Source organism: Schlesneria sphaerica, from assembly GCF_044336245.1.
GTDB lineage: Bacteria > Planctomycetota > Planctomycetia > Planctomycetales > Planctomycetaceae > Schlesneria > Schlesneria sphaerica.
The window spans coordinates 3,008,923-3,033,409 of the sequence record NZ_CP172346.1 but is presented as its reverse complement, the minus strand read 5'-3'; the positions used below and the strand labels follow the sequence as shown (position 1 = coordinate 3,033,409).

Annotated in this window: 18 protein-coding genes; 11 read left to right on the top strand and 7 right to left on the bottom strand. The window is 57.9% G+C overall.

What is annotated here, in order from left to right:
* Window positions 1–165 precede the first annotated feature (165 nt).
* Window positions 166–1,935 (top strand): TolC family protein, encoded by a 1,770-nt coding sequence (locus tag ACGY09_RS10965; protein ID WP_397571573.1) that lies wholly within the window; start codon window positions 166–168, stop codon window positions 1,933–1,935.
* 45 nt (window positions 1,936–1,980) lie between these two features.
* Here the strand turns inward: ACGY09_RS10965 and ACGY09_RS10960 are convergent, their stop codons facing one another.
* Window positions 1,981–3,453 (bottom strand): lysostaphin resistance A-like protein, encoded by a 1,473-nt coding sequence (locus tag ACGY09_RS10960; RefSeq protein ID WP_397571572.1) that lies wholly within the window; start codon window positions 3,451–3,453, stop codon window positions 1,981–1,983.
* A gap of 339 nt (window positions 3,454–3,792) precedes the next feature.
* On the opposite strand from ACGY09_RS10960, the gene ACGY09_RS10955 reads away from it, so the two are divergent.
* Together ACGY09_RS10955 and asnB are read left to right on the top strand one after the other, a co-directional pair.
* Complete coding sequence (locus tag ACGY09_RS10955; protein ID WP_397571571.1) at window positions 3,793–4,902, top strand: glycosyltransferase; 1,110 nt, start codon at window positions 3,793–3,795, stop codon at window positions 4,900–4,902.
* 11 nt (window positions 4,903–4,913) lie between these two features.
* Complete coding sequence (gene asnB, locus ACGY09_RS10950) at window positions 4,914–6,860, top strand: asparagine synthase (glutamine-hydrolyzing) (protein ID WP_397571570.1); 1,947 nt, start codon at window positions 4,914–4,916, stop codon at window positions 6,858–6,860.
* Window positions 6,861–7,046: 186 nt separating this feature from the next.
* Here asnB and ACGY09_RS10945 read toward each other — a convergent pair whose 3' ends face one another.
* Both ACGY09_RS10945 and ACGY09_RS10940 read right to left on the bottom strand, forming a co-directional pair.
* On the bottom strand, window positions 7,047–7,445 hold the full coding sequence (locus ACGY09_RS10945) for an Hsp20/alpha crystallin family protein (protein ID WP_373650208.1): 399 nt from the start codon (window positions 7,443–7,445) through the stop codon (window positions 7,047–7,049).
* Window positions 7,446–7,487: 42 nt separating this feature from the next.
* Entirely contained in the window at window positions 7,488–7,946 is a 459-nt protein-coding gene (locus tag ACGY09_RS10940; RefSeq protein ID WP_397571569.1) for an Hsp20/alpha crystallin family protein, read from the bottom strand.
* Between the two features lie 477 nt (window positions 7,947–8,423).
* Here ACGY09_RS10940 and ACGY09_RS10935 point away from each other — a divergent pair, with 477 nt between their 5' ends.
* Window positions 8,424–9,710: an efflux RND transporter periplasmic adaptor subunit gene (locus tag ACGY09_RS10935; protein WP_397571568.1), complete on the top strand. Its 1,287-nt coding sequence runs from the start codon at window positions 8,424–8,426 to the stop codon at window positions 9,708–9,710.
* Window positions 9,711–9,715: 5 nt separating this feature from the next.
* Window positions 9,716–10,945, top strand: a complete 1,230-nt coding sequence (locus ACGY09_RS10930; protein ID WP_397571567.1) for an ABC transporter permease — start codon at window positions 9,716–9,718, stop codon at window positions 10,943–10,945.
* A gap of 371 nt (window positions 10,946–11,316) precedes the next feature.
* On the opposite strand, the gene ACGY09_RS10925 is transcribed toward ACGY09_RS10930, so the two are convergent.
* From ACGY09_RS10925 to ACGY09_RS10910, 4 genes are all read right to left on the bottom strand, one after another.
* Window positions 11,317–12,774 carry a c-type cytochrome gene (locus tag ACGY09_RS10925; RefSeq protein WP_397571566.1) on the bottom strand — a complete coding sequence of 486 codons (1,458 nt, stop codon included), beginning with the start codon at window positions 12,772–12,774 and terminating at the stop codon, window positions 11,317–11,319.
* Window positions 12,775–12,783: 9 nt separating this feature from the next.
* A complete protein-coding gene (locus tag ACGY09_RS10920; protein ID WP_397571565.1) occupies window positions 12,784–13,431 on the bottom strand; it encodes a redoxin family protein in 648 nt (215 codons plus the stop codon).
* A 76-nt stretch (window positions 13,432–13,507) separates the two neighbouring features.
* Window positions 13,508–14,242: a response regulator transcription factor gene (locus tag ACGY09_RS10915; RefSeq protein ID WP_373650214.1), complete on the bottom strand. Its 735-nt coding sequence runs from the start codon at window positions 14,240–14,242 to the stop codon at window positions 13,508–13,510.
* A 259-nt stretch (window positions 14,243–14,501) separates the two neighbouring features.
* The gene (locus ACGY09_RS10910) at window positions 14,502–15,206 is read right to left on the bottom strand and encodes a metallophosphoesterase (RefSeq protein ID WP_373650215.1); all 705 of its coding nucleotides are present in this window, start codon (window positions 15,204–15,206) and stop codon (window positions 14,502–14,504) included.
* 197 nt (window positions 15,207–15,403) lie between these two features.
* On the opposite strand from ACGY09_RS10910, the gene ACGY09_RS10905 reads away from it, so the two are divergent.
* The 6 genes from ACGY09_RS10905 (at window position 15,404) to ACGY09_RS10880 (ending at window position 24,443) form a co-directional block, all read left to right on the top strand.
* Window positions 15,404–15,712 (top strand): hypothetical protein, encoded by a 309-nt coding sequence (locus ACGY09_RS10905; protein ID WP_373650216.1) that lies wholly within the window; start codon window positions 15,404–15,406, stop codon window positions 15,710–15,712.
* Between the two features lie 238 nt (window positions 15,713–15,950).
* Window positions 15,951–18,734, top strand: a complete 2,784-nt coding sequence (locus tag ACGY09_RS10900) for a serine/threonine protein kinase (protein WP_397571564.1) — start codon at window positions 15,951–15,953, stop codon at window positions 18,732–18,734.
* 300 nt (window positions 18,735–19,034) lie between these two features.
* A complete protein-coding gene (locus tag ACGY09_RS10895) occupies window positions 19,035–20,090 on the top strand; it encodes an AAA family ATPase (protein WP_397571563.1) in 1,056 nt (351 codons plus the stop codon).
* Window positions 20,056–20,967, top strand: a complete 912-nt coding sequence (locus tag ACGY09_RS10890; RefSeq protein ID WP_397571562.1) for a DUF58 domain-containing protein — start codon at window positions 20,056–20,058, stop codon at window positions 20,965–20,967. Before ACGY09_RS10895 ends, ACGY09_RS10890 begins: the two co-directional genes overlap by 35 nt.
* A 193-nt stretch (window positions 20,968–21,160) precedes the next feature.
* Window positions 21,161–21,808, top strand: coding sequence for a gamma-glutamylcyclotransferase (locus ACGY09_RS10885; protein WP_397571561.1), 648 nt, complete (start codon window positions 21,161–21,163; stop codon window positions 21,806–21,808).
* A 148-nt stretch (window positions 21,809–21,956) separates the two neighbouring features.
* Window positions 21,957–24,443 carry a hypothetical protein gene (locus tag ACGY09_RS10880; RefSeq protein WP_397571560.1) on the top strand — a complete coding sequence of 829 codons (2,487 nt, stop codon included), beginning with the start codon at window positions 21,957–21,959 and terminating at the stop codon, window positions 24,441–24,443.
* The last annotated feature ends 44 nt before the right edge of the window (window positions 24,444–24,487 follow it).

The following is a 24,487-nucleotide window of genomic DNA, read 5'->3' as shown; positions in this document are numbered from 1 at the left end:
CACGAACCCCGAGCAATCGCCGTGAGAGGCGGATGAATCGTTACAGTCGGAATAATCGTTGCCTGAATTGTGACCTGGAATTCGGTTTCCAAGTGCGATGAATTGAGCGGAAGTCGATTAGTAATAGACAAGTCCAGGATGGACAGTGTCAGGGAGAAGGATCTCATGAGTTGGCGAAGCGGGAGCGCGATTGCGCTCATCTTTTGTCTGGCAGGTTGTGCCTCGTCAAGAACGAACACTATTGTTCAGCGAGACCATTCTCCGAAGACCTGGCACGTCACCTCGAAAGAGGACGGGGATCGAGCTGAATCGGCCACGGCAGAATCGGCCACGGCAGAATCGGCCGATGGCGCGGTGACGACGCGTAAGGTTCGACTGTCGAAAGACCTGGTGGTGTCGCAGGATCCGGCTCATACCCAGGCTACCGAGGAATCGTCCATTCGGAGTGTCAGCTCTGCCAGAACTTCCGGTGAACCGGCGGAGGACCGCTCGACGATCGTCCTCGCGGCTGATTCCCGGGAGGACTCTGACTCATTCGATGCATCCGAGGATGCACCACCCGAGCCAACAGGTGAAGGGGACGACGATCGTTCTTCCGACGCAATTCGGGATCGAGCGATCGTCGATGTCGAAGAGTCGCTGCCTCCCGGCTATCCGATCAGTCTCGATCATGTCTTGTCACTGGCCGATGCGCAGAATCCCAATGTGGCGTTCGCCCGCGAGCGAATTCTTGAGTCCTACGCCCGGGTTGATCGTGCTCAGGGACTGTGGCTGCCGTCCTTACGTGCCGGCGCGAACTACTATCACCATGAAGGGGAAGTTCAGGACGTGCTCGGAAACGTGTTCAGCACGAACAAGACGAATGCCTACGGAGGTCTCGGAGCCTCGGCAGGAGCAGGGTCGGGTTCACCGACCATTCCGGGAGTCGTGGCCCAATTCCACACAACCGACGCCATTTTCCAGCCCCGCATCATGGAACATCAGGCGGCGTCGCGACAGTTCGGGGCGACGGCCGCTCGGAACGATGTCCTGCGAAATACGGCGGTCGCCTATCTTGAGCTGCTGCGCGCGGAACAAAGCCTGGCGATCGCAGAAGAAGCCTTGTTCAACACGAAGAAGCTGGCGGAGTTGACCGGCAGCTATGCCGAGACAGGTCAGGGACTTCGTTCGGATTATGAACGAATGCTGGCGGAACAGGGGGTTCGTGAGGCAGAGGTGGCGGCCGGTGTCGAAGGGGTGCGGGTCGCGTCTGCACGCTTGATTCAACTGCTGCACGGGGATCAATCGGTCCGTATTTCGACAAACGAGCCGGTTGTCGCTCCACTGGCGCTACTGGACAAGGATGAGACGCCCGCGTCGCTGGTGGCGACCGCACTCACACGCCGTCCGGAACTGGCCGAGCAGCAGCACCTGGTCTGTGAAGCAGTTGAGCGATTGAACCGTGAAAAATATGCGCCTCTGATTCCGAGTGTTCTGCTCGGCATGAGCTACGGTGCGTTCGGAGGTGGACTGGGCAGCACGATCGGAAATACTAATGACCGACTCGACGTCGACGCCCTGGCCTTCTGGGAGGTTCGAAACCTGGGTGTGGGTGAGCGGGCTGCCCGGGGTGAAGCCGCTTCGGTCGTCAGGCAGAACCAGAAACGGCAGCTCGCGCTCATGGATCAGGTGGCACGCGAGGTCGTGGAGTTTCATGCAAAAGTCACCGAACGAGAAAAGCGGATCGAGTACAGCCGCAAAGGAATCATCGCGGCGGAACGCTCCTATCAGCTGAATACGGAACGCATCAAGAACGCCCAGGGACTGCCGATCGAGTCGCTACAGTCAGTTCAGGCTCTGGCGATTGCCCGTCTGGCGTATCTCAACGCTGTCATCGATTACAACACGGCTCAGTTTGAACTGTGCCGTGCAATTGGGTGGTTCGAGAATACCTGATCGAAGTTGACGTTTTGTGGTTTCAAGTTTGCCTGCCCCACCGGTCTATTCGGTGACCAGCAGCAGGAGCGTCGTCGTTCCGGCATTCACGAGAGCATGAGTGATCATGCACGGAACCAGTGAACCCCGCCATTCGCGGACGAGTGAGAAAACGGTCGCCAGCCCCATCAGGATCGGCAGGCCGAGTAACCCCTGAGGGTGGATGATGGCGAAGAGGAAACTGTTGAACAAAATCGCGAACGCAACACTCGGCACGTAACCCCAGTTCTCGCTGGCGGCCCGCAGATGCCGATAGAGGAAGCCGCGGAACATGATCTCTTCCGGTACCGCGGCAAAGATGGCGACGCACATGAGCTGGATTTTCGTCGTCCAGCTTCCTCGCAGGATATGATCGACAATTGGGTGTCCCGGTTCTGCCACGGCTTCTTCCGCGCCACTGGTCAAGCTGATCAGGAAGATCAGCAGGAACGTCACCACCATTGCTGCGGCGACCACGGGGGCTGCGGCGAGGTACGCTCCGATACCGACAAACGGAGCAGACCAGGCTTGAGGCTGAAAGGTCAGCCCCACATCTCGACGAACGTCTGACCAGCGGAGGCCTCTCATGACCGGCCACGCCAGCACGCCAAGGCTGCCGACCTGCGGAATGAACAGCCAGACCATGCTGCGGCTCGGAAGCGGCAGGAAGAGCACGACAACATTCAGTGTGACGAAGACCACCATCCACAAGGCAAAAGTCTCGGCATAGATGCCCGAGTCCCCTGCCAATGGACGGATTCCCGACTTCAACCAGCCCCCAATGGCCAGGCCCCAGAAGGTCAACTGAATCAGGGTACCGACGAGAAAGGCGACGAGAGCCAGTCCGAACGCGCCCATAATGGTAAACAAGGAACGGCGTGCCTGTTCCTTTAAGTTTTTGCGTTCGGTGTGGTCGTCGCTGTCCGGAGGTGTCATCGCCAGCCGGCCGACCCAACCGAGCCGTTCCTGCAGCAGAGTTCGGCCAGATTGCAGCTGCTCGGGAGAAATTGGTTCCTCCCCGTTCCGTTTACCGATCCGGGAAGTCTGAAGTTTTGTCAGAAAATGGACTGCCTCTGTATCTTCGGCGGACGCCTTCAGCGAACCGGCTTCGATTTGCGAATCGATGTCATCAATGACTTCAATTGCTTCTTCAGGCCCAATCAATTCCCCGACCAGGACGGCTCCAATCAGTTGATGCGTGACGGGACCGTGCCCGAACATCTCATCGAGTTGCTGCAGCAGGAGTTCCCGATTCTCCGGAAAGACCGACGATGCACCCACCAGATAGCGCGCTTGAATCGTCTGGATGGCGATGGACGAATCTGTCGCCGTGGGATCATCGCTCAGTTGCAGCGGCAGGGCCATCAGGACAACGGTGAGAATGATGGCGATCCACGCCAACCAGGTCCAACCGCGCGATCTCCTGACTGGGGAGTGTGTGTTCAAGAATTCCACTGGCGGGTCCGGCATGGGCGAGTCGTCGAACACGGGAGAATCCATGGGAAGTCCAAGTCGTAATTGGCTTGCTATTCTGTCGGGTCACAGGACGCTTCAGTGAACCGCATATCGTCGAATGCGACTCGCCTGATGTCCATACCGCAGGGGGCAGATTCACGGATTGATCGCCCTTTTGTTTGCCGCACTCGCCCCGTGTCCCGTCCCAAAAAAGGCAAGAATCGCGTTCCCCACCAGTTGAGGTGGATCTGTCTCAGCGGCGGATTGCGGATCAGCGGGGCACTGTGATGTCGAACCGGCGGGATGCACGATTGGCACTCTTTCGACGACCTGATTAGACTTGGCGCGGATTTCCGCGTTGCACCTTCCCGATATGAAAATACCGTGTCCAAGATTCGTCTGGTCTTATTGATTCCGACCCTCGACCGTTCCGGAGCCGAGAAGCAACTCGCACTGCTGGCGACCGGACTGCCGAAAGAGGAATTTGATGTTTCCGTCATCGCGCTGACCCGCGGCGGTCCCTGGGAAGAGGACTTACGTGCGGCGGGAATTCCGCTCACGATCATCGGCAAACGCTCCAAATTTGATCCGTTCGCCTTTATGCGACTCCGCACGGAACTCAAGCGACTGCAACCATCGATCCTGCACACCTGGCTGTTTGCCGCCAACAGTTATGGTCGCTTGTGCCGAGGAGCGATTCCCGATGCAAAGGTGGTCGTTTCTGAACGCTGTGTCGATCGGTGGAAAGCGGGTTGGCAGCTCTGGCTGGATCGACGACTGATCGAGAAGACGGATCGGTTAGTCGGTAACTCGCCCAGTGTCGTTGATTTCTACCGCGAGCTGGGGGTTCCGAACGAGAAACTGGTTTGCATTCCGAACGGAATCGAAGTCCCTGCGGCGCCCTCTTCCAGTCGTGCGACGCTGCGGCGAGCCCTGCTGGAAGAACTGCGGCTTCCTGCGGATGCCTTCGTCGCGGGGTACATCGGCCGGCTGGCAACGCAAAAGCGGGTCGAAGACCTGATCTGGGCCGTGGAGACGTTGCGACAAATTCGACCCAACCTGTTCCTCGTTCTGGTGGGCGATGGTCCCGAGCGCGAGCGGCTGGAGCGGTTTACCCGCGACATTGGCTGCACAGAGCATGTTCGGTTTCTGGGACACCGGGCCGATGCCGGACGCTGGTTAAACCTATTCAATGTGTTCTGTCTGGCCAGCAGCTTCGAAGGAATGTCGAACAGCGTGATGGAAGCGATGTCGGTCGGGCTGCCTGTGGTCGCGAGTGACATTCCGGCGAACCGCGAACTGGTCCTGCAGGGCGAGACGGGCTTTTTGCCGAAACTGGCGGACACGGTCGGTTACATGCAGTTCCTGCGTCGACTGATTGATGAACCCGGATTAGGCGAGTCATTGGGCCAGAATGGTCTCAAACGGATTCAACACTCGTTCAGTGTTTCGCGTATGGTGGATGCGTACGCAGCCTTGTATCGTAGCCTCTGAGAACCGATTTCATGTGTGGGATTGCTGGCGGGAGTTGGACTCAGGGAGCTGCGCCGCTCAGCGAACAGACTTTGCAGCGCATGACAGAAGCTCTCATCCATCGGGGGCCTGACGACGCGGGAGTCTACTTCGCCTCGTCGAATGGAACTCAGGGGGGCGGAGCGGCGCTCGGTTTTCGCCGGCTCTCCATCATCGATCTGTCCGGCGGTCATCAACCGATGTCCAACGAGGACGAGACGGTCTGGATTGCTTTTAACGGCGAAGTCTACAACTACCGTGAGCTGAAGCCGCAACTGGAATCGCTTGGTCACCGTTTCCGGACGTCGTCGGATACGGAATGCATCGTCCATGCCTACGAGCAATGGGGGCGCGACTGTGTGTCGCATCTGCGCGGAATGTTTGCGTTTGCCATCTGGGACGATCGTCGTCGCACGCTGTTTCTCGCTCGCGATCGCATGGGACAAAAGCCGCTGGTCTACCGACTGGCGGGGGGGCAGTTCACATTCGCCAGCGAGCTCAAGGCGCTAATGCGAGTCCCCGGTGCGACGCGCGAGATTGACCCGCGGGCAGTGGCCGACTTTGTCACGCTGCAATACGTCCCCCATCCTCGCAGCATCTTTCGGGGCTATGCCAAGCTGTCCCCCGCTCACTGGGCCGAGTTTCATGCGGATACCGGCGAATTGATCGTGCAGCGATACTGGGAAGCCCCCTTTGCTCGACCTGACGCGGCTGAGGCTGCGAGTTCAGTGCCGGAGCGAAGCCGGGAAGAATGGGCCGCCGACCTGCGAGAGACGCTCAGTGAGGCCGTTCGGATCCGCATGCGGTGCGACGTTCCGTTCGGAGCTTTTCTGTCCGGGGGAGTCGACTCCACGATCATTGCCGGGCTGATGCAGCAGCATGTGGATCGGCCCATTCAGACATTTTCGATCGGCTTCTCGGAGAAACGCTTCGACGAACGGAGCTATGCCCGCGAGGCGGCGGCGCATCTGGGGACCGACCATCACGAGTTTGTTGTTGATCCAACCTCGGTCGAGATGCTGCCGAAGCTGACATGGCACTATGACGAACCGTTCGCGGACAGCTCTGCCATCCCGACGCTCTACCTGTCGCAACTGACACGCAAGCAGGTGACGGTCGCCCTGACCGGAGATGGCAGTGATGAACTGTTCGCCGGTTATGATCGCTATCAGGCCGTTGATCTGGCGGCGCGAGTCGACAGCCTGCCCGCCCCCCTCAGAAGCCTGATTGCGTCTTCGTTCTGGCAAAAGGTTCCCACATCGGGTCAGCAGAAATCCCGACTCAGGCATTTGAAGCGGTTTCTCGCGGGGCTCAGTCAGACGGCTCAGCGGCGGTATACGAACTGGATCAGCATCTTCGACGATTCTCGCCGCGCTGAACTCTTCTCGCAGGACTTTCAGGAGACGCTGGGAGGCTATGACGGAGCGTCGTTCATCCTCGACAGCTATGCCCGCTGTTCCGAGTCTGACATGGTCCAGCGAACCTGCTGTGTCGACGCCGAAACGTACCTGCCGTGCGACATCCTCACGAAGGTGGATATCGCCAGCATGGCCTTCAGCCTGGAATGCCGCAGCCCCTTCCTCGATCATCGCGTGGTGGAACTGGCCGCGAGAATGCCGCGCAAGTGGAAGCTGCAGGGACGACGGGGTAAGCAGATCCTGATCAGCACATTTTCCGAACTGCTGCCTGCGTCGATTCAAACGCGTCGGAAGATGGGGTTCGGCGTTCCGCTCAACTACTGGTTCCGCAATTCTCTGCGGGAGTACCTGACGGACACACTGCTCGACCCCCGCTGCCTGAACCGGGGCTACTTCGACCCCGCTGCCGTCCGGCGATTACTCGAGGAACACATGAGCGGGAAATGGGACCATAGTCCCCGCCTCTGGCTGCTGCTGGTGTTTGAACTGTGGCATCAGCGGTTCGTCGATTCACGGGAATAACTGTCGGCCCGACCGCGCAAGGGGCGAATGCGTCTCGTATTCCCCGAACGCGGGACACGACCAGGATCTCCTGCGGCAGCCAGCGAGTGAGGGGGGCAGGACCGGGCAGGAGTTTGTCCCCTGTGGGACGCGTCGTGCTGGTCCCCTGAGGGCCCGGGCATGATCGCGTCCTGTGACTCACCGTATTCAGTCGGTCTGGATCTGGATTCGCCGTGGCTCGGGTTTCGCCAATCGGGGCAGAATCACCTCGAGCACACCTTGATTCAACTTGGCCGAGATCCGCTCGTGATCGACTTCATCACTCAGGATGAACGACCGCAGGAAGTGTCCGACCTGATATTCCTGATGGATGAGGCGTGCATCTGAGGGGACGGACGAAGAGACCTTGCCGTAAAGCGACAGTTTGTTGTCCTGCACCTGCAGTTCGAGCGAATCGGACGAGACGCCGGGAAGATCGGCCTGTAGCATCAACCCTTCGGGCGTTTCAAAGATGTCGATGGGGGGTGTGAACACAACCTGATCGACGGGATATTCCGGTGGGGGCGGAGGGGCGACCTCGGTCGCACGGACGATTTCGCTGGACATGGTCTTTCGATTCCTCAACGCAGGTGGTTGGTTCGTTCGCAGCTATTCCGCGGGGGATCGCGGGTTCCCGTTCACGACGGGAATCTGGCGAGGCTGCATCTCACGTGCTTTGGGCAGGCGAATACACAGGACACCATTCGTGAATTCGGCAGCCAGCTTCTCTTCGTGAATGTGATCGGGAAGTGTCAAAGAGCGTTGCCAGACGCCGCGAGGTCGCTCCTGTCGGCGGTAGCGGTCATCGGGAATTCCCTCTGGACCGGTTCGCCGTCCTTTGATCGTCAACACGCGGCCCGAGATCAGAACCTCAAGATCCTCGGGACGAGTCCCAGGCAATTCGGCCGTGATCAGAAACTCGTCGTCCCGTTCGTAGACGTTGACAGGTGGATACTGCCGTCCAAAACGAATTCCGTGAAACAGCGAAACCCGCGCGAGCAATTGGTCGACTTCACGCTCAAGATCCCGAAAAGGATCCCAAGTCTGTCCCCAGCGAAACACGGCCATCTCATTCCCCTTGATCGTCGGTGCCGACAATTCAGCTACTCCCGAGTTAGCAAACATCGTACCAATCAAAAACGACGTGGTTTTCCGGTTGCTCGATGAGAATTCGCCCCGTTCTTTACGGGACAGCGAAGCGAAACCAGGCGTGGCGTTCGACGAAAGCGGGACCACGAAGGCAGATCACTGCCAAACTGACAGAAGACGGTTGTCAGGTGGGCCCACTGGGTGTTTCCCGATTTGTCCCCCTGACAGACCTTGCGGCTGAGTTATCGTGCCAAAAAGAGGACCTCGGATACCGGGAGAATGAAAAGATCCTGAATTGAGCGGCCACTTCTTGTGGCTAACTGGGGCGACCACGCCCTATAGTGAGGGGACCGAGTGAGATTGCGTGGGATGATTTCCCGCAGGACGTTCCACTCTCCGCCAGAGATTCCGTATCTGACGCCGGCTGTGTGTTCTTCGATGTGGTGATTCCAGAACATGAAGATGCTTCTTCGATGGCTGCTGTTCATCCTGGTTCTGGTGGGAATCGGTTATGCGGCTGCCGCACCCATGCAGGCCTATCTCGCCAGGAGAAATCTGGTCCACTGGCGTACGGATAAGGTCGTGCAGGGTTCGATCAAGTCGATGGTGAATTCCACGGGCACCGTGAAGCCCAAGCTGCAGGTGGCTGTGGGAAGTTTCGTTTCCGGACCGGTGATCGAGCTGAATGTCGGTTTCAATCAGGAAGTGAAAGCGGGGGACCTACTGGCGCGGATCGATCCGCTGCTGTACGAAGCCAACGTCGCTCGCGACGAAGCCTCGCTGAGAAATCGTGAGGCGGACGTCGACCGCGTGCGGGCTCAACTGCAACAGGCCCGGAATGATGAGAAGCGGGCCATTGCGCTGCATCTCGAGGATTCCTCATTCATCGCTCAGGCCGAGATGGACAAGTTCAAGTTTGCCCGGTTGTCGCTCGAAGCGCAACTCAAATCCGCGATCACGGCAGTCAAGCAGGCAGAGGCGACTCTCAAGAATTCGGCGGCCAATCTGGGCTATACTGAGATCCGGGCCAAGATGGATGGAATGGTCATCGATCGCAAGATCAATGAGGGGCAGACAGTGGCTGCGTCATTTCAGACACCGGAGCTCTTCATCATCGCACCGGACCTGCGGAAAGAAGTCCATGTTTATGCTTCTGTCGATGAAGCCGACATCGGACAGATCAAGGCGGCTCAGGTCGAGCGGTATCCGGTGACCTTTACGGTCGATGCCTATCCCGACGAGCTGTTCGAAGGACACGTCGATGAAGTCCGACTGAATTTTACCACTTCGCAGAACGTGGTGACCTATCCCGTCATCGTGGCGGCACCCAATCCCGATCTCAAGCTGCTGCCGGGGATGACGGCCAGCCTGTCGTTCCAGGTAGCTTACCGTGAGAACGTTGTCAAAATTCCGAACGCCGCGTTGCGGTTCTACCCTGACGCGAAGCACGTGCGGGAAGAGGACCTGCCGATTCTGGAAGGTCATACGGAAAAGGTCAGAGAGCCTGACGAAGATCAGCCGCAGAGCAACAGCAACCTGGCCTCGGCCGAAGAGAGAACCCAACTCCGCAAGCAGCGTGACCAGCGACATGTCTGGGTGCAGGACGGGGCGAAGCTGCGTGCTGTCGCTGTTGTGACCGGCCTCAGTGACAGCCAGTATACGGAACTGGTCGAGGGGGAACTGAAGCCGGGAGAGGCGTTGGTGACGGGGATCCAGCCTCCGAAAGTCGGGGCGTCGCGATGAATCTGATGTTGACGCTTCGTATTGCCTGGCGAGCGCTGAACAAGAATCGAATGCGGGCCGGACTGACCGTGCTTGGGGTCGTGATCGGGATCGCTGCCGTCACGACGATGGTTTCACTGGGGCAAAGCGCCAGTGCTCTGGTACAAGGGCAGTTTCAGGCGCTGGGAACCAATATGATCCTGGTCTTCCCCGGCCAGCGCAATCGTGATGGCATTCAGCAGGCGATTGTGACTCTGACTGCGCGCGATGCGAAGGCCATCGGGGTCGAATGTCCTTCTGTCCTCGCGACAACCCCTGTGATCGGGACTTCAGGGCAAGTGATCTATGGCAGTTCCAACTTCAGTCCTCGCGAAATCACCGGGGTCAGCGAGGAATTTCCACTGGTGCGGAACTGGTCTGTGCGACAGGGTGAGTTCTTCTCCGAGCGGGATATCAGCAGCTCGAACAAGGTTTGTGTCATTGGGCACACGATCGTGGCCAAGTTGTTTCAGACGATCAATCCGATCGGAGAAACAATCCGGATCAAGAATATCCCGTTCCGCGTAGTGGGGGTGCTCGAGAAAAAGGGGGCCAACATGGTGGGACAGGATCAGGATAATCTTGTGCTGCTTCCCTATACGACCGTCCGGAAACGCCTGCAAGGTTCCGAATTTGATAACGTGGGGGCCATTATGGTGTCCGCCCGGTCGATGCAGGTCATGGCCGAGGCTCAGTTGGAGATAGACCAACTGTTGGCCGAACGGCATCGGATTCAGCCTGGCCAGCCACGCGATTACATCGTGCAGAACACGACGGAGATTGCGAATATCTTTGGTGCCGTGACCGGTACGCTGACGATGATGCTGGCGAGCATTGCGGCAATCTCTCTGGTCGTCGGCGGTGTCGGGATCATGAATATCATGCTCGTCTCTGTCACCGAGCGGACACGCGAGATCGGGATCCGGATGGCCGTTGGTGCGCGGGCGAATGATATCCTCAGGCAGTTTCTTGTCGAAGCGGTTCTGCTGTCGTGTGTCGGGGGGCTGATTGGTTTTCTGCTGGGCGTCGGTGCCTCCGTCGGACTGGTGACCCTGATCAATTCGTTCACCACCGGCACCAAGTGGACGCACGAAGTTTCGATTACGGCCGGCATCGTCGCTTTTTTGTTTGCCGCCGCGGTTGGGGTCTTCTTCGGTTACTACCCGGCACGCAGAGCCAGTCGCCTCGATCCGATTGAAGCCCTGCGCTACGAGTAATGCCTTGACTCGCAGCCGGCCCACGGGAGCCCTCCCGTAAACCCTTGCAGGGGTATAGGTCTCGGCATTTGACCGGCCTCAATCACTATTGTGCATTGTTTAACGAGCGAATTTCGCAGGCAGGAATGGGCTCCGCTGAAGTCGCGAATGGAAACCGAAGTCACGTTTGGGCCGATGCTCGCCCGATGAGAACGAGTCCGGAGAACTCTGTCGGCGGGGGCGGTAGTGGGGGGGCAGAGTTGGAGGGGTGGTGGCTATTGTTGTGGAAACCTCTTGCGGCTGACGCCGCCACGGTAGCCGCGAAGACGCGGCAACCGTGGCTATCCTTGAGTGGAGAATGAGAGTCGGTCCGCACAGGGCATGGAATGCCGTTACTCGGCTTCCAGTCGACCCTGAAAGAGTTTCGAAAGGGGGGACTTCAACAGGGCGGATCGGAAGTGGGTCCGATAGGCACTCTGCAGGAGCGGTAACTCCGACTCGTCTGCCGCCAGTGTCATCAGCGAGATGCTGCCCATTTCGTCTGTCGATTCCTCGCCGAAGTGCACTCGCGCCGGGGGATCGCTGGGATTACGTGGATTGTCTTTCGAGTTATCGTAGGTGATCCGTGAATGCAACCGGGTCCCTTTGGGGAGTTTGACGAACTCTGCAAACCGGTACTGCTCTTGCCAGGCGAAGTCCCAGTCGGGGATAGAGAGGATTGTTCGCCGGGTTCCGTCGGGTAGGGTTGCAGTAAGCGTCATCGATTTGCCGAGATAGTGAGCGTGTGCTCCGACTCCGAAGGCCTCGACATCCACGGGAAGGACGAAGGTGTCTTCGATCACATACTCTTTTTCACCCGGTGGGATATCGATGCCTTTGAACGCGCCGAATGCGGGCGGAAGCTGAATCGGCATAAAGCGGCGATTCGAAGGCTTTTTGGCAAAGTAGATGCCGACTGTGGAGGTTTCTTCTTCGGCTTTTCCTGACGGATGAAAGTGGGTGGCCAGGATCAGGTCTGATCCCGCTGGAACCCTGTACGCCAACCCATCCGGCAGCAGGTGCGGCTGTGCTCCCAGAGCCCAGCCACCTAGCGGGCCGAATGCCGGTGCGCCCGGAGTCGCTCTCTTTGCCAGAGGAGTGCGTTTCGGAGCCGTTTCGGGATCGTCGAAGGCCTGAGGTGGGACGGGACTACCCCGCAATTTCATCATTGCTCCCATTCCCCCTTTGAACCCCGGTTCATCATCTTCGGCTTCCAGCTCACGGCCGCGTCCGGTGGCGTCGAAGAAGAACAGCGAATGATGGACGACCGAACGTGCGCTGGGACGAAAGGCGATGGCGGCGATGAAGTGTTCTTCGGTCAGGTCGAGTGGAATCGTGAAATTCCGGTAGATATCGGGACCATCCGCAGGAACCTGGTAGGGCTGCTTCATCGAAACGACAAGATCCGGTTCGCCCAAGGTCCATCCACTGGCGAACTCAGGGAGTGCGGGCAAGTCAGCCGCGTTTCCTTCGGGCATCCCCTGATCGACCCAGTTGGTAATGAGCTCGATTTGGTCCTTGGACAGTCGTCGTTCGTAGAGGAAGGGATAGTCTGCGGGTTCCGCTTTCCAGGGGGGCATCAGCCGCTGCTTGACGACATCGGCGATCAGGTCCCCTCGTTCTTGAACATCGGCGTACGTCAGCAGAGGAAAGGGAGCTGCCTCGCCAGGCCGATGGCAGGTCGCACAGTTTTCAAAAATGATCGGAGCGATCTCTTTGGTAAAAGTCACATCCGCGAACGTGCTCGGCGTGTGAGACCACCAAGGCAGGATGACTGCGACGAAGACAAGCTGGCAGCGAAAGGACAACATACCTGATCCCTAGCGAGTGAGTAGTCGGGCGTCTGTTTTCGGCTTGGGAATATAACAACCGATCGCTTTCGTCGTCTCCTGTGGAACGGGGACTCCCTGAAGAATCGCATCCAGTGCATTTCTGAGGTCATGCTGGGTGGCTTTATAGCGGCGTTTACCCAGCGCGGCGTAAAGATTATCGATACGTCCTCGATAAAGGCATTTCCCTTCAGCAGAGACCACGGCGACTTCCGGCGCGATGGTGACTTCTGTCTCGCGAACCAATTCGTAGGATAAGTCTCGCAATACGGGAATTTCATATCCATAGTCGGTCGCGTGTTTCTTAGCGTCCTCAACGGAAAGGTCAGGACTGACATAAACAATAAACGACGCGATCTCCTGTTCAGCATATTGGGCTGCGATCCGCTTGATCTCGGGTGCATAAGCGTTCGAGATGGGGCAGTCAGGCAGCAGAAAGAACAGGATCGTTGCCTTGGCCTTGGCATTCCTTAGAGGAGTATGAGTCTGTCCTTCGAGGTCGACCAGTTCCACGGTATTTTCGGGAGGAGCCGCCTGGAGAGCCGAGCTGTACAGCGTGACGCAGAGCATGAGAGTGAGCATCGCCCTGCCCATTCGGGGGGGACGGTGGGAGTCTTTTTGATCGAATTGGCTGGACATTGGCGGTCTCCGTAAACGTGGACGGGTCGTCATTTCTCGCCCGTGACCGGTCAGATCGCAAGTCATCGTGCTCCCGTCAGGCTTCAGCGGCACGTGCGAGAAACCGGTATCCGGTTCCGCGCACTGAGACGATATACCGGGGCTGTGCGGGATCGGGTTCAAGAATCTTGCGAAGTCGCAGGACGAAGTTGTCAATAGTCCGTGTCGTCACATCGGCGGACTGATCCCAGACCTCTTCGAGGATACGGTGCCGCGAAAGCACTTCCCCTTCGTGCTCAATGAAGTAGCGCAATAGTTGCATTTCCAGTGTGGTGAGTGCGTGCTTCTTGTCACCGACGGACACTTCAAACGACTGGAAGTCGATGCGGACATCGCCGAAGGTGTAAACGCCCGAGATGACCCCTTCACTGGTGGTCCCATTGGAGGTGACGTCGGTCAGAATGGTCCGGTGTCGCTCCATCAGGTTCTTGACACGGTTCAGCAATTCGGGCAGTGCGAAGGGCTTTGTGATGTACTGGTCCGTGCCGACATCGAACGCGTGCATGCGGTCTTCGACCAGCGTGCGTGCGCTCAGCACGATGATCGGGACCAGCTTATTGGTGGTCCGGATGGCAGAACAGATTTCGTATCCGCTCATCCCCGGCAGCATCAGGTCTAGAATGATCAGGTCGATGGGCGGGACCGCCGTGTGAAAAATCTTCAGGGCCGTCGGACCATCCCCGGCGAGCAGTACTTCGTACCCTTCCTGTTCGAAATTGAATTTCAATCCCAACGCGAGGGCTTCTTCGTCCTCGACAATTAAGATCCTCATCGATTTTGCCCCAATCGCCCGTTGATTTCTGATGAAAATCGTCCTCAAAAATGGTGGACGAGGAATCGATCCTCGTTCATCGCGAGACAATGGCGAATTGTAAGGCATCCGGCCGGGAAAAGAATTCTCTTTCTGGGATTCCGTCGTGACTCCCGTGTTCGGTGCTGCAGTTCCGTACCGCAGTTCCGTGCTGCAGGAGAGACCGTTTTCCGTAAACGGCGAGAAAGAGAATTCGTCCGCTGTACGGCGCCAGGTCAGGCTAACGGAGGGGCTTGGCTCGACCTCCGTAACGGAGAGCCTGAGCGGCGAGTTCGATGACGTCACTGTCCATGCCGCTGGCTTCGAGCTGCCGAACGGCCGCATCGATGTCGTATGCGACTCGTTTCAGTTCGACTTGCCCATTTTCGATAATGGCGTAAGCGGCGCGGGGATCTCCATCCCGGGGTTGTCCCACGCTTCCCGGATTCAGGACCTGACGGTTTCCCAGGGTCAGGTGAAACGGAATATGGGTGTGTCCGACACAAATGAAGTCAGCTTCAATATTCGTTAATCGCCGTTCCCAGCCTTCCGCATCCGCAGCAAGATACTCATCCATTGGATCGCGAGGTGTGGCATGGACGAGATGAAACCGCAGGTTGTCGATCGTCACGTTCTGAGTGACGGGGAGTTGGGAAAGATATTTTAAATGCGAAGGACGGAGGATGTCCCAGTGCTGTTGTCGGGTGGCACCTGCAAGTCTGCGGAATCCCGTACCGACAGGGGGAGGCACCCGCTGTGCGACGGAGTGATCGTGGTTTCCGCGAATCGCATAGGTGACGTGTTTGCGTACCCAGTCGATGCAGGGGATCGGGTCCACGCCGTATTCGACGAGATCGCCGAGGAACAGACATTCGTCAAAAGTTTCACGAATGGAGCTCAGGGCCAGCCAGTTGGCGTGGATATCGGCTAGAACCAGGATTCTCATAGATCAGGTCGCAGATCTGTTTTTCTCGTTCATGGCGTGGCCCCGTCATGAAAGGGGTGATGGAAGTGAGCTGATTTCCGCTCCGACAGAATCTTGTGATTCTCCCAAGGTTCAGTTTAAAGCATCTTGACGATTGACGCGCGGGATCGATCTAATAGCGAGTCACTTCTTCATCGTACTTTCAAAAAAGAACGATCATGAGTTCATCCATCGATCATCTGACGCTGCGTGAAAAACTGCGTGATGCTGCCCATGGATTGCGTGAACTTGCCGAGCATCTCGAAATGGGATTTGTACCGAAAGTTCATGAACTCAGGAAGTTAAGCCGTCAGCCTGACCCGGGCTCGGATCAGCCCCCGGTTGCTGATGTCACGATTCGAAGCTATGTTTCTTCTGTTCTGGAGAGCGATCGCTTTACTGCAGGATTGAATGAGACGTTGGAAAAATACCTGAACTCAATACAAAAGGATGTGTCGGACGTCATTTTTCGCGGAAACGCCGGTTGAATCGTTCAGAACCGGACTTGATCCGCAATCGATGTACGGTGTTTTGGTTTTCCCCACTTGTCGGCAGGCTGTCACGGGCGAAGAATGCCGGCGGTCTCGGTTTCCATCAAGATTTCTATTCCCGTCGTACGACTTGATGCCCGTCAACCAAGCGCAAGCAACTCACGCACTTCTCGTTTGAGCCGTCTCAATACGGCGAGCAGATTCAATTTATGTATTCCCTTTTACGGCGTGCAACATGTCCAGCAGCCTGAATAAGCCTCAATCGGACTCGGGTCAGGGGACCAGCTCCGTATTGAGTTATTTGTGGCGCGGCAACAAAGGGGCCGGTCCCGAAACGGTGATCACGAATCCCCGCGTCATGTCCCTGACAGGATCGTCAGGCGATATCTCGGCGTCGGGCAATGACGTGGTTCCCCGCCTGTTTCCTACGGGGCATGACGCCGATCACGTCGCCGGCATCACCATCGGTCACTTTACGATTCAAAAGCGAATCGGTGTCGGCGGCATGGGCAGCGTGTTTCTCGCGCTGGACGACCGCTTGAAACGAGACGTCGCTTTGAAAGTGCTGGCGCCCTCTCTTTCACTGGATCAAACGTCCGTTCAGCGATTTCAAAATGAAGCCCAGGCCGCAGCTCGGCTGGATCACGATAACATCGCACGCGTCTTCTACTCGGGTGAAGAGGCCGGGCTGCATTACATCGCGTACGAGTACGTTCCGGGACAAAACCTGCGAGACCTGATTCGATCGAAAAAGTGGCTCGATCCCCCAGAAGCCGTCAACTACACGATTCAGCTCGCCGCCGCCCTGCACCACCTTTCGGGGGCCGGTGTCATCCATCGGGATATCAAGCCGTCGAACGTACTGATCACCCCGTTTGGCCGCGCGAAGCTGGTCGACCTGGGTCTTGCCCGCAAGACCTCGCTGGAAACCTCATTCGAATTGACGATTCCCGGAACAACCCTGGGAACATTCGACTATATCTCACCCGAACAGGCGCGTGATCCGCATAGCGTCGATGTCCGCAGCGATATCTACTCGCTGGGATGTACGCTGTACCACATGCTGACGGGAGAGCCCCCCTACCCTGAGGGGACGGTGCTGCAGAAACTGCTGGACCATCAGGACAAGGAACCCCCCGATCCAGCTCGCAAGAATCGCCGGGTCACGCCCATGCTGTCGCACGTCGTGCGGAAGATGATGGCCAGCGTCCCCGCGCGACGTTATTCGTCCCCTGCGGACCTGTTGCGCGATCTGTTAATTGTTGCTCGCAGCCTGGGGGCAGGAGCCGTCCCGGTCGACGGGCAAGTCTGGTTGACCGCGACCCGGTTCAAACCACCCTTCTGGCAAAGTAACTTCGGCTGGGTGGCCACCACCTGTGCGCTCTGTCTGCTGGTTGTTGCCGTTCAGTATTACCCCAAGCTGACCCAAGGGACGGCCGATCCGGGGCTCGCCGCAACTCGCCGGACAGCGCCCGCTGAGCCGTTCATTGTCGAGCCTCTGTTCCCAGACCGAAACGTTGAGACCGATTCGGGCCCGGCCAAAGAGGACTTCGTGGTGAAGGTCCCCGATGATCCGAAGAGATCATTGCTCGATTCGACCAGTTTCCTCGACCCGAAGAAACAGGCGACATCCACGATTGAACCCGAAGTCGCACGCGTTGAGCCATTTCCCCTGACGATTGGGACGATTCCCCAGGAACCCGCATTGCCCAGTGAGCGGCCCTCGACCCCTGCCGCCGAGCGTCCGACCATGTCCGAACGGACTACGCCGGAAAGGACTCCTCAGGAACGAGCCACGGCCGACCGAACGACGTCCGAAAGAATTGCGGAAACCAAGGCATCAGCAGAGATTGTTGCGCCGATTCGTATTGTGAACGGCAAGTCATACGACAGCCTGGAGGCGGCCTGTACCGAGGCGGCAGAAGCGGGCAGCATCATCGAGCTGAGGTACAACGGTGTCCGCAAGCCCGAACGACCGATTCGCCTGCCGAACAAAAAGCTGATCATTCGTGGTGCCGTCGGCTACCGACCCACGATTACGTTTGCTCCCACGGATCTCTCAGCGGATGGCTCACCTCACATGGTGACCGTGGCGGGGGGCTTGTTGGAGTTCGTAAACGTCGATCTGGCGATGGCAGTTCCCAACCGCGTGGGGATGGATCGCTGGGCGTTGTTCAGCCTGGAACGGCCTGAGCGAGTGCAGCTCAAGGGAGTCACTGTCACCGTCACCAATCCGTTCAGCAAGCCGGCCTGCATTTTTGAGCAGCGAGCACCGGTGGGGCAGAGTATTGATGGCATCGGTCTCCGCTTGGGCGGCATGCCGGTGGTGCCCCCTGAGACATTGATCACCGAAAGCTTTGTTCGGGGCGGTTGCGATCTGATTGTCATGCGCGACCCCGTCCCCGCACGATTTGAATTGAAAGATTCTGTCGTCGGCGTCGATGGAAACCTGCTTCAGTTGAAGCTCGTTTCCGACATGGTCGGGATGGAGCGGGAAAGCATCTCCCTGGAACTGGAACACGTGACCTGCCTCTTGGGACAAAGCCTGCTTTCGGTGGATGGGATGGGGGGGCTGTCTGAAAAGCTGCCGCCACTGTTCATCGATGCTCGCAATAACGTGATTTCGTGTGGACCGGGGCGACCCCTCATCTCCATGCGTGGTCTGTCGGAATTCATGGACTTCCAGCGGTCGTTCTCGTGGAAGGGCGATTTGAACTTCTACAACAGCATTGAGACGTTCTTGGAAATCTCGACCTCGCAACTGAGTGGGAATTCTCCGGCATTCGACTATGCCCAGTGGAAATCGTTCTGGGGATCGAATGAAGGGGTCCGTTCTGAAAATATGCGCGTGGTGAAAACGCCGGACAAGGTCTATTCCAGCCTCACGACAGATGACGTGGTACTGCTGGCCGATTCCAATCCGGCGATCAAAGGGGCCAGTGACGGTGACGCGGCGGGAGCCCCACTGAAGAAGCTCCCCTATCTTGATCGCACACGTGACGAAGACGCTCGGCGCTAGCGATTTGTTCAGAATCCAAGCGCCGCTGCCGCGGATTCGCCCGTGACGACGAAAGAGCTCTCCCTCGCATTAGAAGCGGGAAGGCACTGTGCCAAGAGGGAGATGCTGCATGAATGAGAAGCCTTGCATCGCTGCGGACTTCGAGGCGACGGCATGCCCCCCACGGATTTCTGCGGGACAATGCATCGGTTGTTCGGCCAAAACGTCTGCGGGGGTCGCGTCGGATTCGGTCAGCCGCTAGCATGATGATCTGAATCTGACGAGAAACCGACCTTTCCTATTATTGGAGACCGCGTCGTCATGAGCGACTCCGTTTCACAGGCAGAAATCGAAGCTTCGATCGCCAAGCTCGGCAAGGCATATCAGTCTATCCGCGAGCAGATGTCGAAGGTGATCATCGGGCAGGATGATGTCATCGAACAGTTGCTGATCGCTCTGTTCAGCCGTGGCCATTGCCTGCTGGAAGGGGTGCCGGGTCTGGCCAAGACACTGATGATCAGTACCCTGGCCCGCTGTCTCTCGATGAGCTTCGCACGCATTCAGTTTACCCCCGACCTGATGCCGGCCGACATCACCGGGACCGATGTGCTGCAAGAGAACCGTGAAACGGGCAAACGGGAGTTCCGTTTCATCACAGGTCCGCTGTTTCACAACGTCGTGCTGGCTGACGAAATCAATCGTACTCCACCGAAAACGCAAGCGGCGCTGCTTGAGGCGATGCAGGAACGCCAGGTGACCGTCGGTCAGATGCGTCACGTTCTGGCAGATCCGTTTTTCGTGCTGGCCACCCAGAACCCGATCGAGCAGGAAGGGACTTACTCGCTGCCCGAAGCGCAGCAGGACCGCTTCATGTTCAAGGTCTTCGTAAAGTATCCGACGTTCGCGGAAGAACGACAGATCGCCAAACGAACGACTTCGATCCAGGCCGACGACATTCAGCCGGTGCTGGACGCCGAAGAAATTCTGACGCTTCAAAAGCTGGTGCGGCAGGTTCCCGCCAGTGATCATGTGATTGATTACGCACTGGCGCTGGTGCGACAGACGCGCGTCGGTGAGGTGGGTGTACCGCAGTTCGTGGGTGAGCAACTCAGTTGGGGAGCCGGCCCGCGTGCCGTGCAGTTCCTGCTGCTGGGCGGGAAAGCCCGGGCGCTGCTGAATGGCCGGACGTACGTCTCGACAGACGATATTCAGGCCCTGGCGGCTCCGGTGCTGCGTCATCGCATCGTGGTCAATTTCTCGGCCGAGAGCGAGGGGATCACCTCGGACCACGTTGTCGAACAACTGATCAAGTCGACCCCGTCCAAAGAAGGCGAACTGACACGTGACCCAAACCTCGCGAAGATTTTTGCCGCCTGAAGCCATTGCGAGGATTTCCCGCTTGGAAATCCTCGCTCGCAATGTTGTGGAAGGCTTTCTGTCCGGTCTGCACCGCAGCCCCTACTTCGGTCAGTCCGTCGAATTTGCTCAGCACCGCGAGTATGCGCCGGGTGATGACATTCGACGAATCGACTGGAAAGTCTGGTCCAAGACCGACCGGTACTACATCAAGCAGTACGAAGAAGAGACCAACCTGCGGACCCTGCTGCTGGTCGACCAGTCAGAGTCGATGCAGTTTGGTTCGGGCAAGCTGACCAAGTACGAATACGCCTGTCAGATTGCCGCTTCGCTGGCTTATCTGCTGCTGCGTCAACAGGACGCTGTCGGGATTACGACGTTCGATTCCGAAATCCGTTCACGTGTCCCCTTCAGCAGCAAGCAGAATCATCTGCACGCGATCCTGGCAACACTGGATCAGAACCAGCCATCAAAGAAGACGGACCTGCAACGTCTGCTGGCTCAGGTTGCCGACGAACAGACGCGACGAGGACTGATCGTCGTCATCTCGGACCTGTTCGTTGATCGGCCCGGACTGTTCAAAGGCCTGAAACTGCTCCGGACTCGCGGTCACGACGTAATGGTGATGCACGTCATGGACGATGAAGAACTCGACTTCCAGTACAGTGGCACCACCAAATTTGAAGGGATGGAAGAGACAGGCGACCTGGTGTGTGACCCGCGGGCTCTGCGCGAAGGGTATCTCAAGGCAGTGACAGAATTCGTCGACGACCTTCATCGGAACTGCGCTCGCCAGATGATCGACTTCCAGACGATTCGCACCAGTGAGCATCTCGACGCAGCCCTGGCTTACTATGTCACTCACCGTGTCGGCATGCGGAAATCGGTTCGTTCCTGAACGTACGGCGGGGGCTCGTGATCTTGCTCAGCCGCCGTCACGGAGGATTCACGCTCACGCGGCTCACCGGTCGTTCGGTCGCCGGGATGCAGGTGGTTGCGGGAAATTTGCCAACAGCCGCCTGAATGGTACCGGCGTCGACCAATTCTCCGTTCAGACATGATTCCCTGTGCGTCCCGGATACTTCGAAATCATGCTCACCACTTTGGCGACTTGGGCCCAGCGGGAATGGCTTGATCCGTTGCAGACACTCGCTGACATAAGGTGGTGGGACCATGTTCCGCTCACGACGGTGGAGTCCCTGCTCACGGAACTGAATCAGACTGCGTCGGCAGCCCCGGCGGTTCGCGCCAACGCGGTGCGAAAAGCCCTCGGACAAGCAATCCTTCTTGCCAGCAAGTTGCTGAAGGAGGGGGAGCCATCGAGTCGTGACCGGTGGTTGGCTCTGGCCGATTCCACTGGCACACTGCCTGATGAGGCGATTCCGGGATTGTTTGAAACGCTGTTCGGAAGGCCCCTGACCCGATTAGCGGCTTATGGTTCGCTGCGGCCTGGGGAGTCGAACTTCGATCAGGTCTCGATGATCAACGGTTGCTGGGTCGACGGGAAGGTAAAAGGACGGGTCTGGCAACCGGACGAGTACCTGGAGTTCGCGTGGGATGTCACTGCGCCGGCGATGGAAGTTCGCGTTCTGATATCGTCAGATTTGTACGAACACATCGAACGACTCGATCAATTCGAGGGGGAATGTTACCGGCGAATTCTCGTCCCCGTCTTGATCGCCGAAAGTGTCTCGATCTGTCATATTTATGAAGGGGTTCGCATAGGCTTCCGGGTTTGATCGTCGCAGCATCTTATCCCGCAGGCCCGGCAGCTGATCCACCCCGTTCGTCCCGTCATCTCCGTCGACAGATCACCACGTCACTGTCATCAATCAACTGAATAAGTCGGACCGAGCAATTCCCTTTCTCCAACAGGGCCTCCTTCGAATGACGCATGATTCTCACCCTGCTGCTCAATCTCGATCTCGTAATTCTCACGCTCCTGCGTCGCGCCTGATCGTTGCCGCGTTGGCCGGACTATGGCTCGTTTGTCAGGGGCTCTCCGCAGAACTGAGCGGGGCCGAACAGGCCGCCGCCCGACCGGGGATGCTTGATCTTACCGAGGGCATCGTGGTCGCGCCCGAGGGGCTATCTGATCGCGAGAAGAAAGCGGTTTCACTACTGATCGAGGAAGTTCGCAAACGGACGATGGTCCGATGGACTGAACAGCAAAGCCTTCCGGTATCGAGCAACACTCCGGTCATTCTGGTCGGTCCCTTCAAGGTGATTCGCCCCGTGCTGTCGAAGTCGGGCTCCCGTGTGAAGTTGCCCGAGACGGCGGGGCCGAGTGAGGGATATCAGATCGAATCCCTTTCCTCCCCGAAACTCATCGCCGTTGTCGGCAACGATGAACGAGGTGTCCTGTTTGGTGTCGGACGGCTACTGCGGGAACTGCGGATGTCCCGCGGCCGGGTTGAACTCCCTGCGGACTTCCGTGAAACGTCCGCACCGGAAACTTCTTTGCGCGGTCACCAGTTGGGCTATCGTCAGAAGACGAATTCGTACGACGCCTGGGACGTGGACCATTGGGACCAGTACATTCGCGATCTGGCCCTCTTCGGGACCAATGCAATCGAGCTGATTCCACCTCGGTCGGACGATGCTCTCGACAGCCCTCATTTTCCCGTTCCACCGATGGAAATGATGGTCGAAATGTCCCGTCTGGCAGATGGGTACGGGCTGGACGTCTGGGTCTGGTACCCCGCCATGGATAAAGACTACGCCGACGCCGGGACCGTGGAATTTGCCCTGCGTGAATGGGAGGAAGTCTATAAGCGGCTCCCCCGTATTGATGTTGTCTTTGTCCCCGGGGGGGACCCGGGGCACACTCACCCGCTTCCGCTGATGGCCCTGCTGGAGAAGCAGGCGGCTCTGTTGCGGAAGTATCATCCCAAGGCCCAGATGTGGATGTCGCCTCAAAGCTTCAATAAGGACTGGGATGATGAGTTCTACCAGTTCATGAAGTCGGAACCGAAATGGCTGGATGGGATCGTTTTTGGCCCGCAGGTGCGGATGAGTCTTGAAGAGGTACGGCAGGCGATTCCTCAGCGGTATCCGATTCGGGGCTATCCAGACATCACCCATAGCACGAACTGTCAGCACCCTGTACCGGAATGGGACGTCGCCTTTGGAATTACGGAAGGACGCGAGGTGATCAACCCGCGCCCACTGAGTCAGGCCGAGATCTTCAAGTATTACCAGAAATCGACCGTCGGGTTTCTGACCTATTCTGAAGGGTGCAATGACGACGTAAATAAATTTGTCTGGAGCGGACTCGGCTGGAACAGCAAAACGCCCGTCATCGAAATCCTGCGGCAATACAGTCGCTACTTCATATCAGAGCAATTCACCGAGGAGTTTGCTCATGGTCTGCTGGCACTGGAACAGAACTGGGTGGGACCCTTACTCACTAATACAGGAGTGGAAACAACGCTGCATCAGTTTCAGGTTATGGAACAGACGGGGGGAGCACGCCTGCTGCTGAACTGGCGTTTCCAGCAGGCGCTCTACCGGGCCTACTATGATGCCTACCTGCGTGACCGGTTGATCGCAGAAACGGCTCAGCGGGCCGAAGCGGCGGATCTCCTGCGTCGGGCTGACCGCATCGGATCTCTCGTGGCGATCGCCCAGGCGGACGCGGTGCTGGATCAGGCCGATCTGAAGCAGGTTTCTCCGGCACGACGCGATCGAGTCAATGAATTGGGAGAAGCGCTGTACCAAAGCATCCGGATGCAGCTCAACAGCAAACTTCATCAGGGTGAGCATGGCCGGGGAACGTCGCAGGATACGATTGATCGACCATTGAATGATCGATTCTGGCTGAAGGGGCAGCTCACCCAGGTCCGAGCGGAGCAGAAGGAATCGCAGCGACTTCATGCCTTGAATGAAATCCTGAACCGAACGAATCCGGGGCCCGGCAGCTTTTATGACGACCTGGGAGATCCGCGTCGACAACCGCATCTGGTTCCTAATACCGTCCCGTTTGTCGAGAACCCCGACTTCCGTAAGTCCGTCTATACGAGTTTTGATTTTCGCGTCGATCGGCCGCGGGAATGGTGGACGAACGTGCTCTCGATGTATGACGCACCGCTCGTGATGCGATATGAAGGGCTCGACCCGAAGTCTCGTTATGTGGTCCGGGTTGTCTATTCGTCAGAACCGACTCGCAAATTGAAAGTCCGGATGGACGCGAACGGGGAAGTCGTCCATGACTGGATGTTCAAACCGGATGAAATGACACCGCTCGAATTCAACGTTCCCCCTTCCGCGACCAGTAAGGGTGAACTGACACTCCGCTGGACGCGCGAGCCCGGCATGGGTGGGAACGGACGGGGATGCCAGGTCGCCGAAGTCTGGCTGCTGAAGCAACCCTGATCCGCGTGGGCCACCGCCCGTTCGGCACGGTAGGACTCTCGGCA

What these genes read in the sequence shown, in the direction of transcription:
- ACGY09_RS10945 (WP_373650208.1), bottom strand. Translation starts at nt 7,445, where the DNA reads ATGTCCAGCGAAATCGTCCGTGCGACCGAGGTCGCCCCTCCGCCCCCA.
- ACGY09_RS10960 (WP_397571572.1), bottom strand. Translation starts at nt 3,453, where the DNA reads ATGGATTCTCCCGTGTTCGACGACTCGCCCATGCCGGACCCGCCAGTG.
- ACGY09_RS10940 (WP_397571569.1), bottom strand. Translation starts at nt 7,946, where the DNA reads ATGGCCGTGTTTCGCTGGGGACAGACTTGGGATCCTTTTCGGGATCTT.
- ACGY09_RS10895 (WP_397571563.1), top strand. Translation starts at nt 19,035, where the DNA reads ATGAGCGACTCCGTTTCACAGGCAGAAATCGAAGCTTCGATCGCCAAG.
- ACGY09_RS10935 (WP_397571568.1), top strand. Translation starts at nt 8,424, where the DNA reads ATGAAGATGCTTCTTCGATGGCTGCTGTTCATCCTGGTTCTGGTGGGA.
- ACGY09_RS10920 (WP_397571565.1), bottom strand. Translation starts at nt 13,431, where the DNA reads ATGTCCAGCCAATTCGATCAAAAAGACTCCCACCGTCCCCCCCGAATG.
- ACGY09_RS10885 (WP_397571561.1), top strand. Translation starts at nt 21,161, where the DNA reads ATGCTCACCACTTTGGCGACTTGGGCCCAGCGGGAATGGCTTGATCCG.
- ACGY09_RS10965 (WP_397571573.1), top strand. Translation starts at nt 166, where the DNA reads ATGAGTTGGCGAAGCGGGAGCGCGATTGCGCTCATCTTTTGTCTGGCA.
- asnB (WP_397571570.1), top strand. Translation starts at nt 4,914, where the DNA reads ATGTGTGGGATTGCTGGCGGGAGTTGGACTCAGGGAGCTGCGCCGCTC.
- ACGY09_RS10905 (WP_373650216.1), top strand. Translation starts at nt 15,404, where the DNA reads ATGAGTTCATCCATCGATCATCTGACGCTGCGTGAAAAACTGCGTGAT.
- ACGY09_RS10910 (WP_373650215.1), bottom strand. Translation starts at nt 15,206, where the DNA reads ATGAGAATCCTGGTTCTAGCCGATATCCACGCCAACTGGCTGGCCCTG.
- ACGY09_RS10880 (WP_397571560.1), top strand. Translation starts at nt 21,957, where the DNA reads ATGACGCATGATTCTCACCCTGCTGCTCAATCTCGATCTCGTAATTCT.
- ACGY09_RS10900 (WP_397571564.1), top strand. Translation starts at nt 15,951, where the DNA reads ATGTCCAGCAGCCTGAATAAGCCTCAATCGGACTCGGGTCAGGGGACC.
- ACGY09_RS10925 (WP_397571566.1), bottom strand. Translation starts at nt 12,774, where the DNA reads ATGTTGTCCTTTCGCTGCCAGCTTGTCTTCGTCGCAGTCATCCTGCCT.
- ACGY09_RS10915 (WP_373650214.1), bottom strand. Translation starts at nt 14,242, where the DNA reads ATGAGGATCTTAATTGTCGAGGACGAAGAAGCCCTCGCGTTGGGATTG.
- ACGY09_RS10930 (WP_397571567.1), top strand. Translation starts at nt 9,716, where the DNA reads ATGTTGACGCTTCGTATTGCCTGGCGAGCGCTGAACAAGAATCGAATG.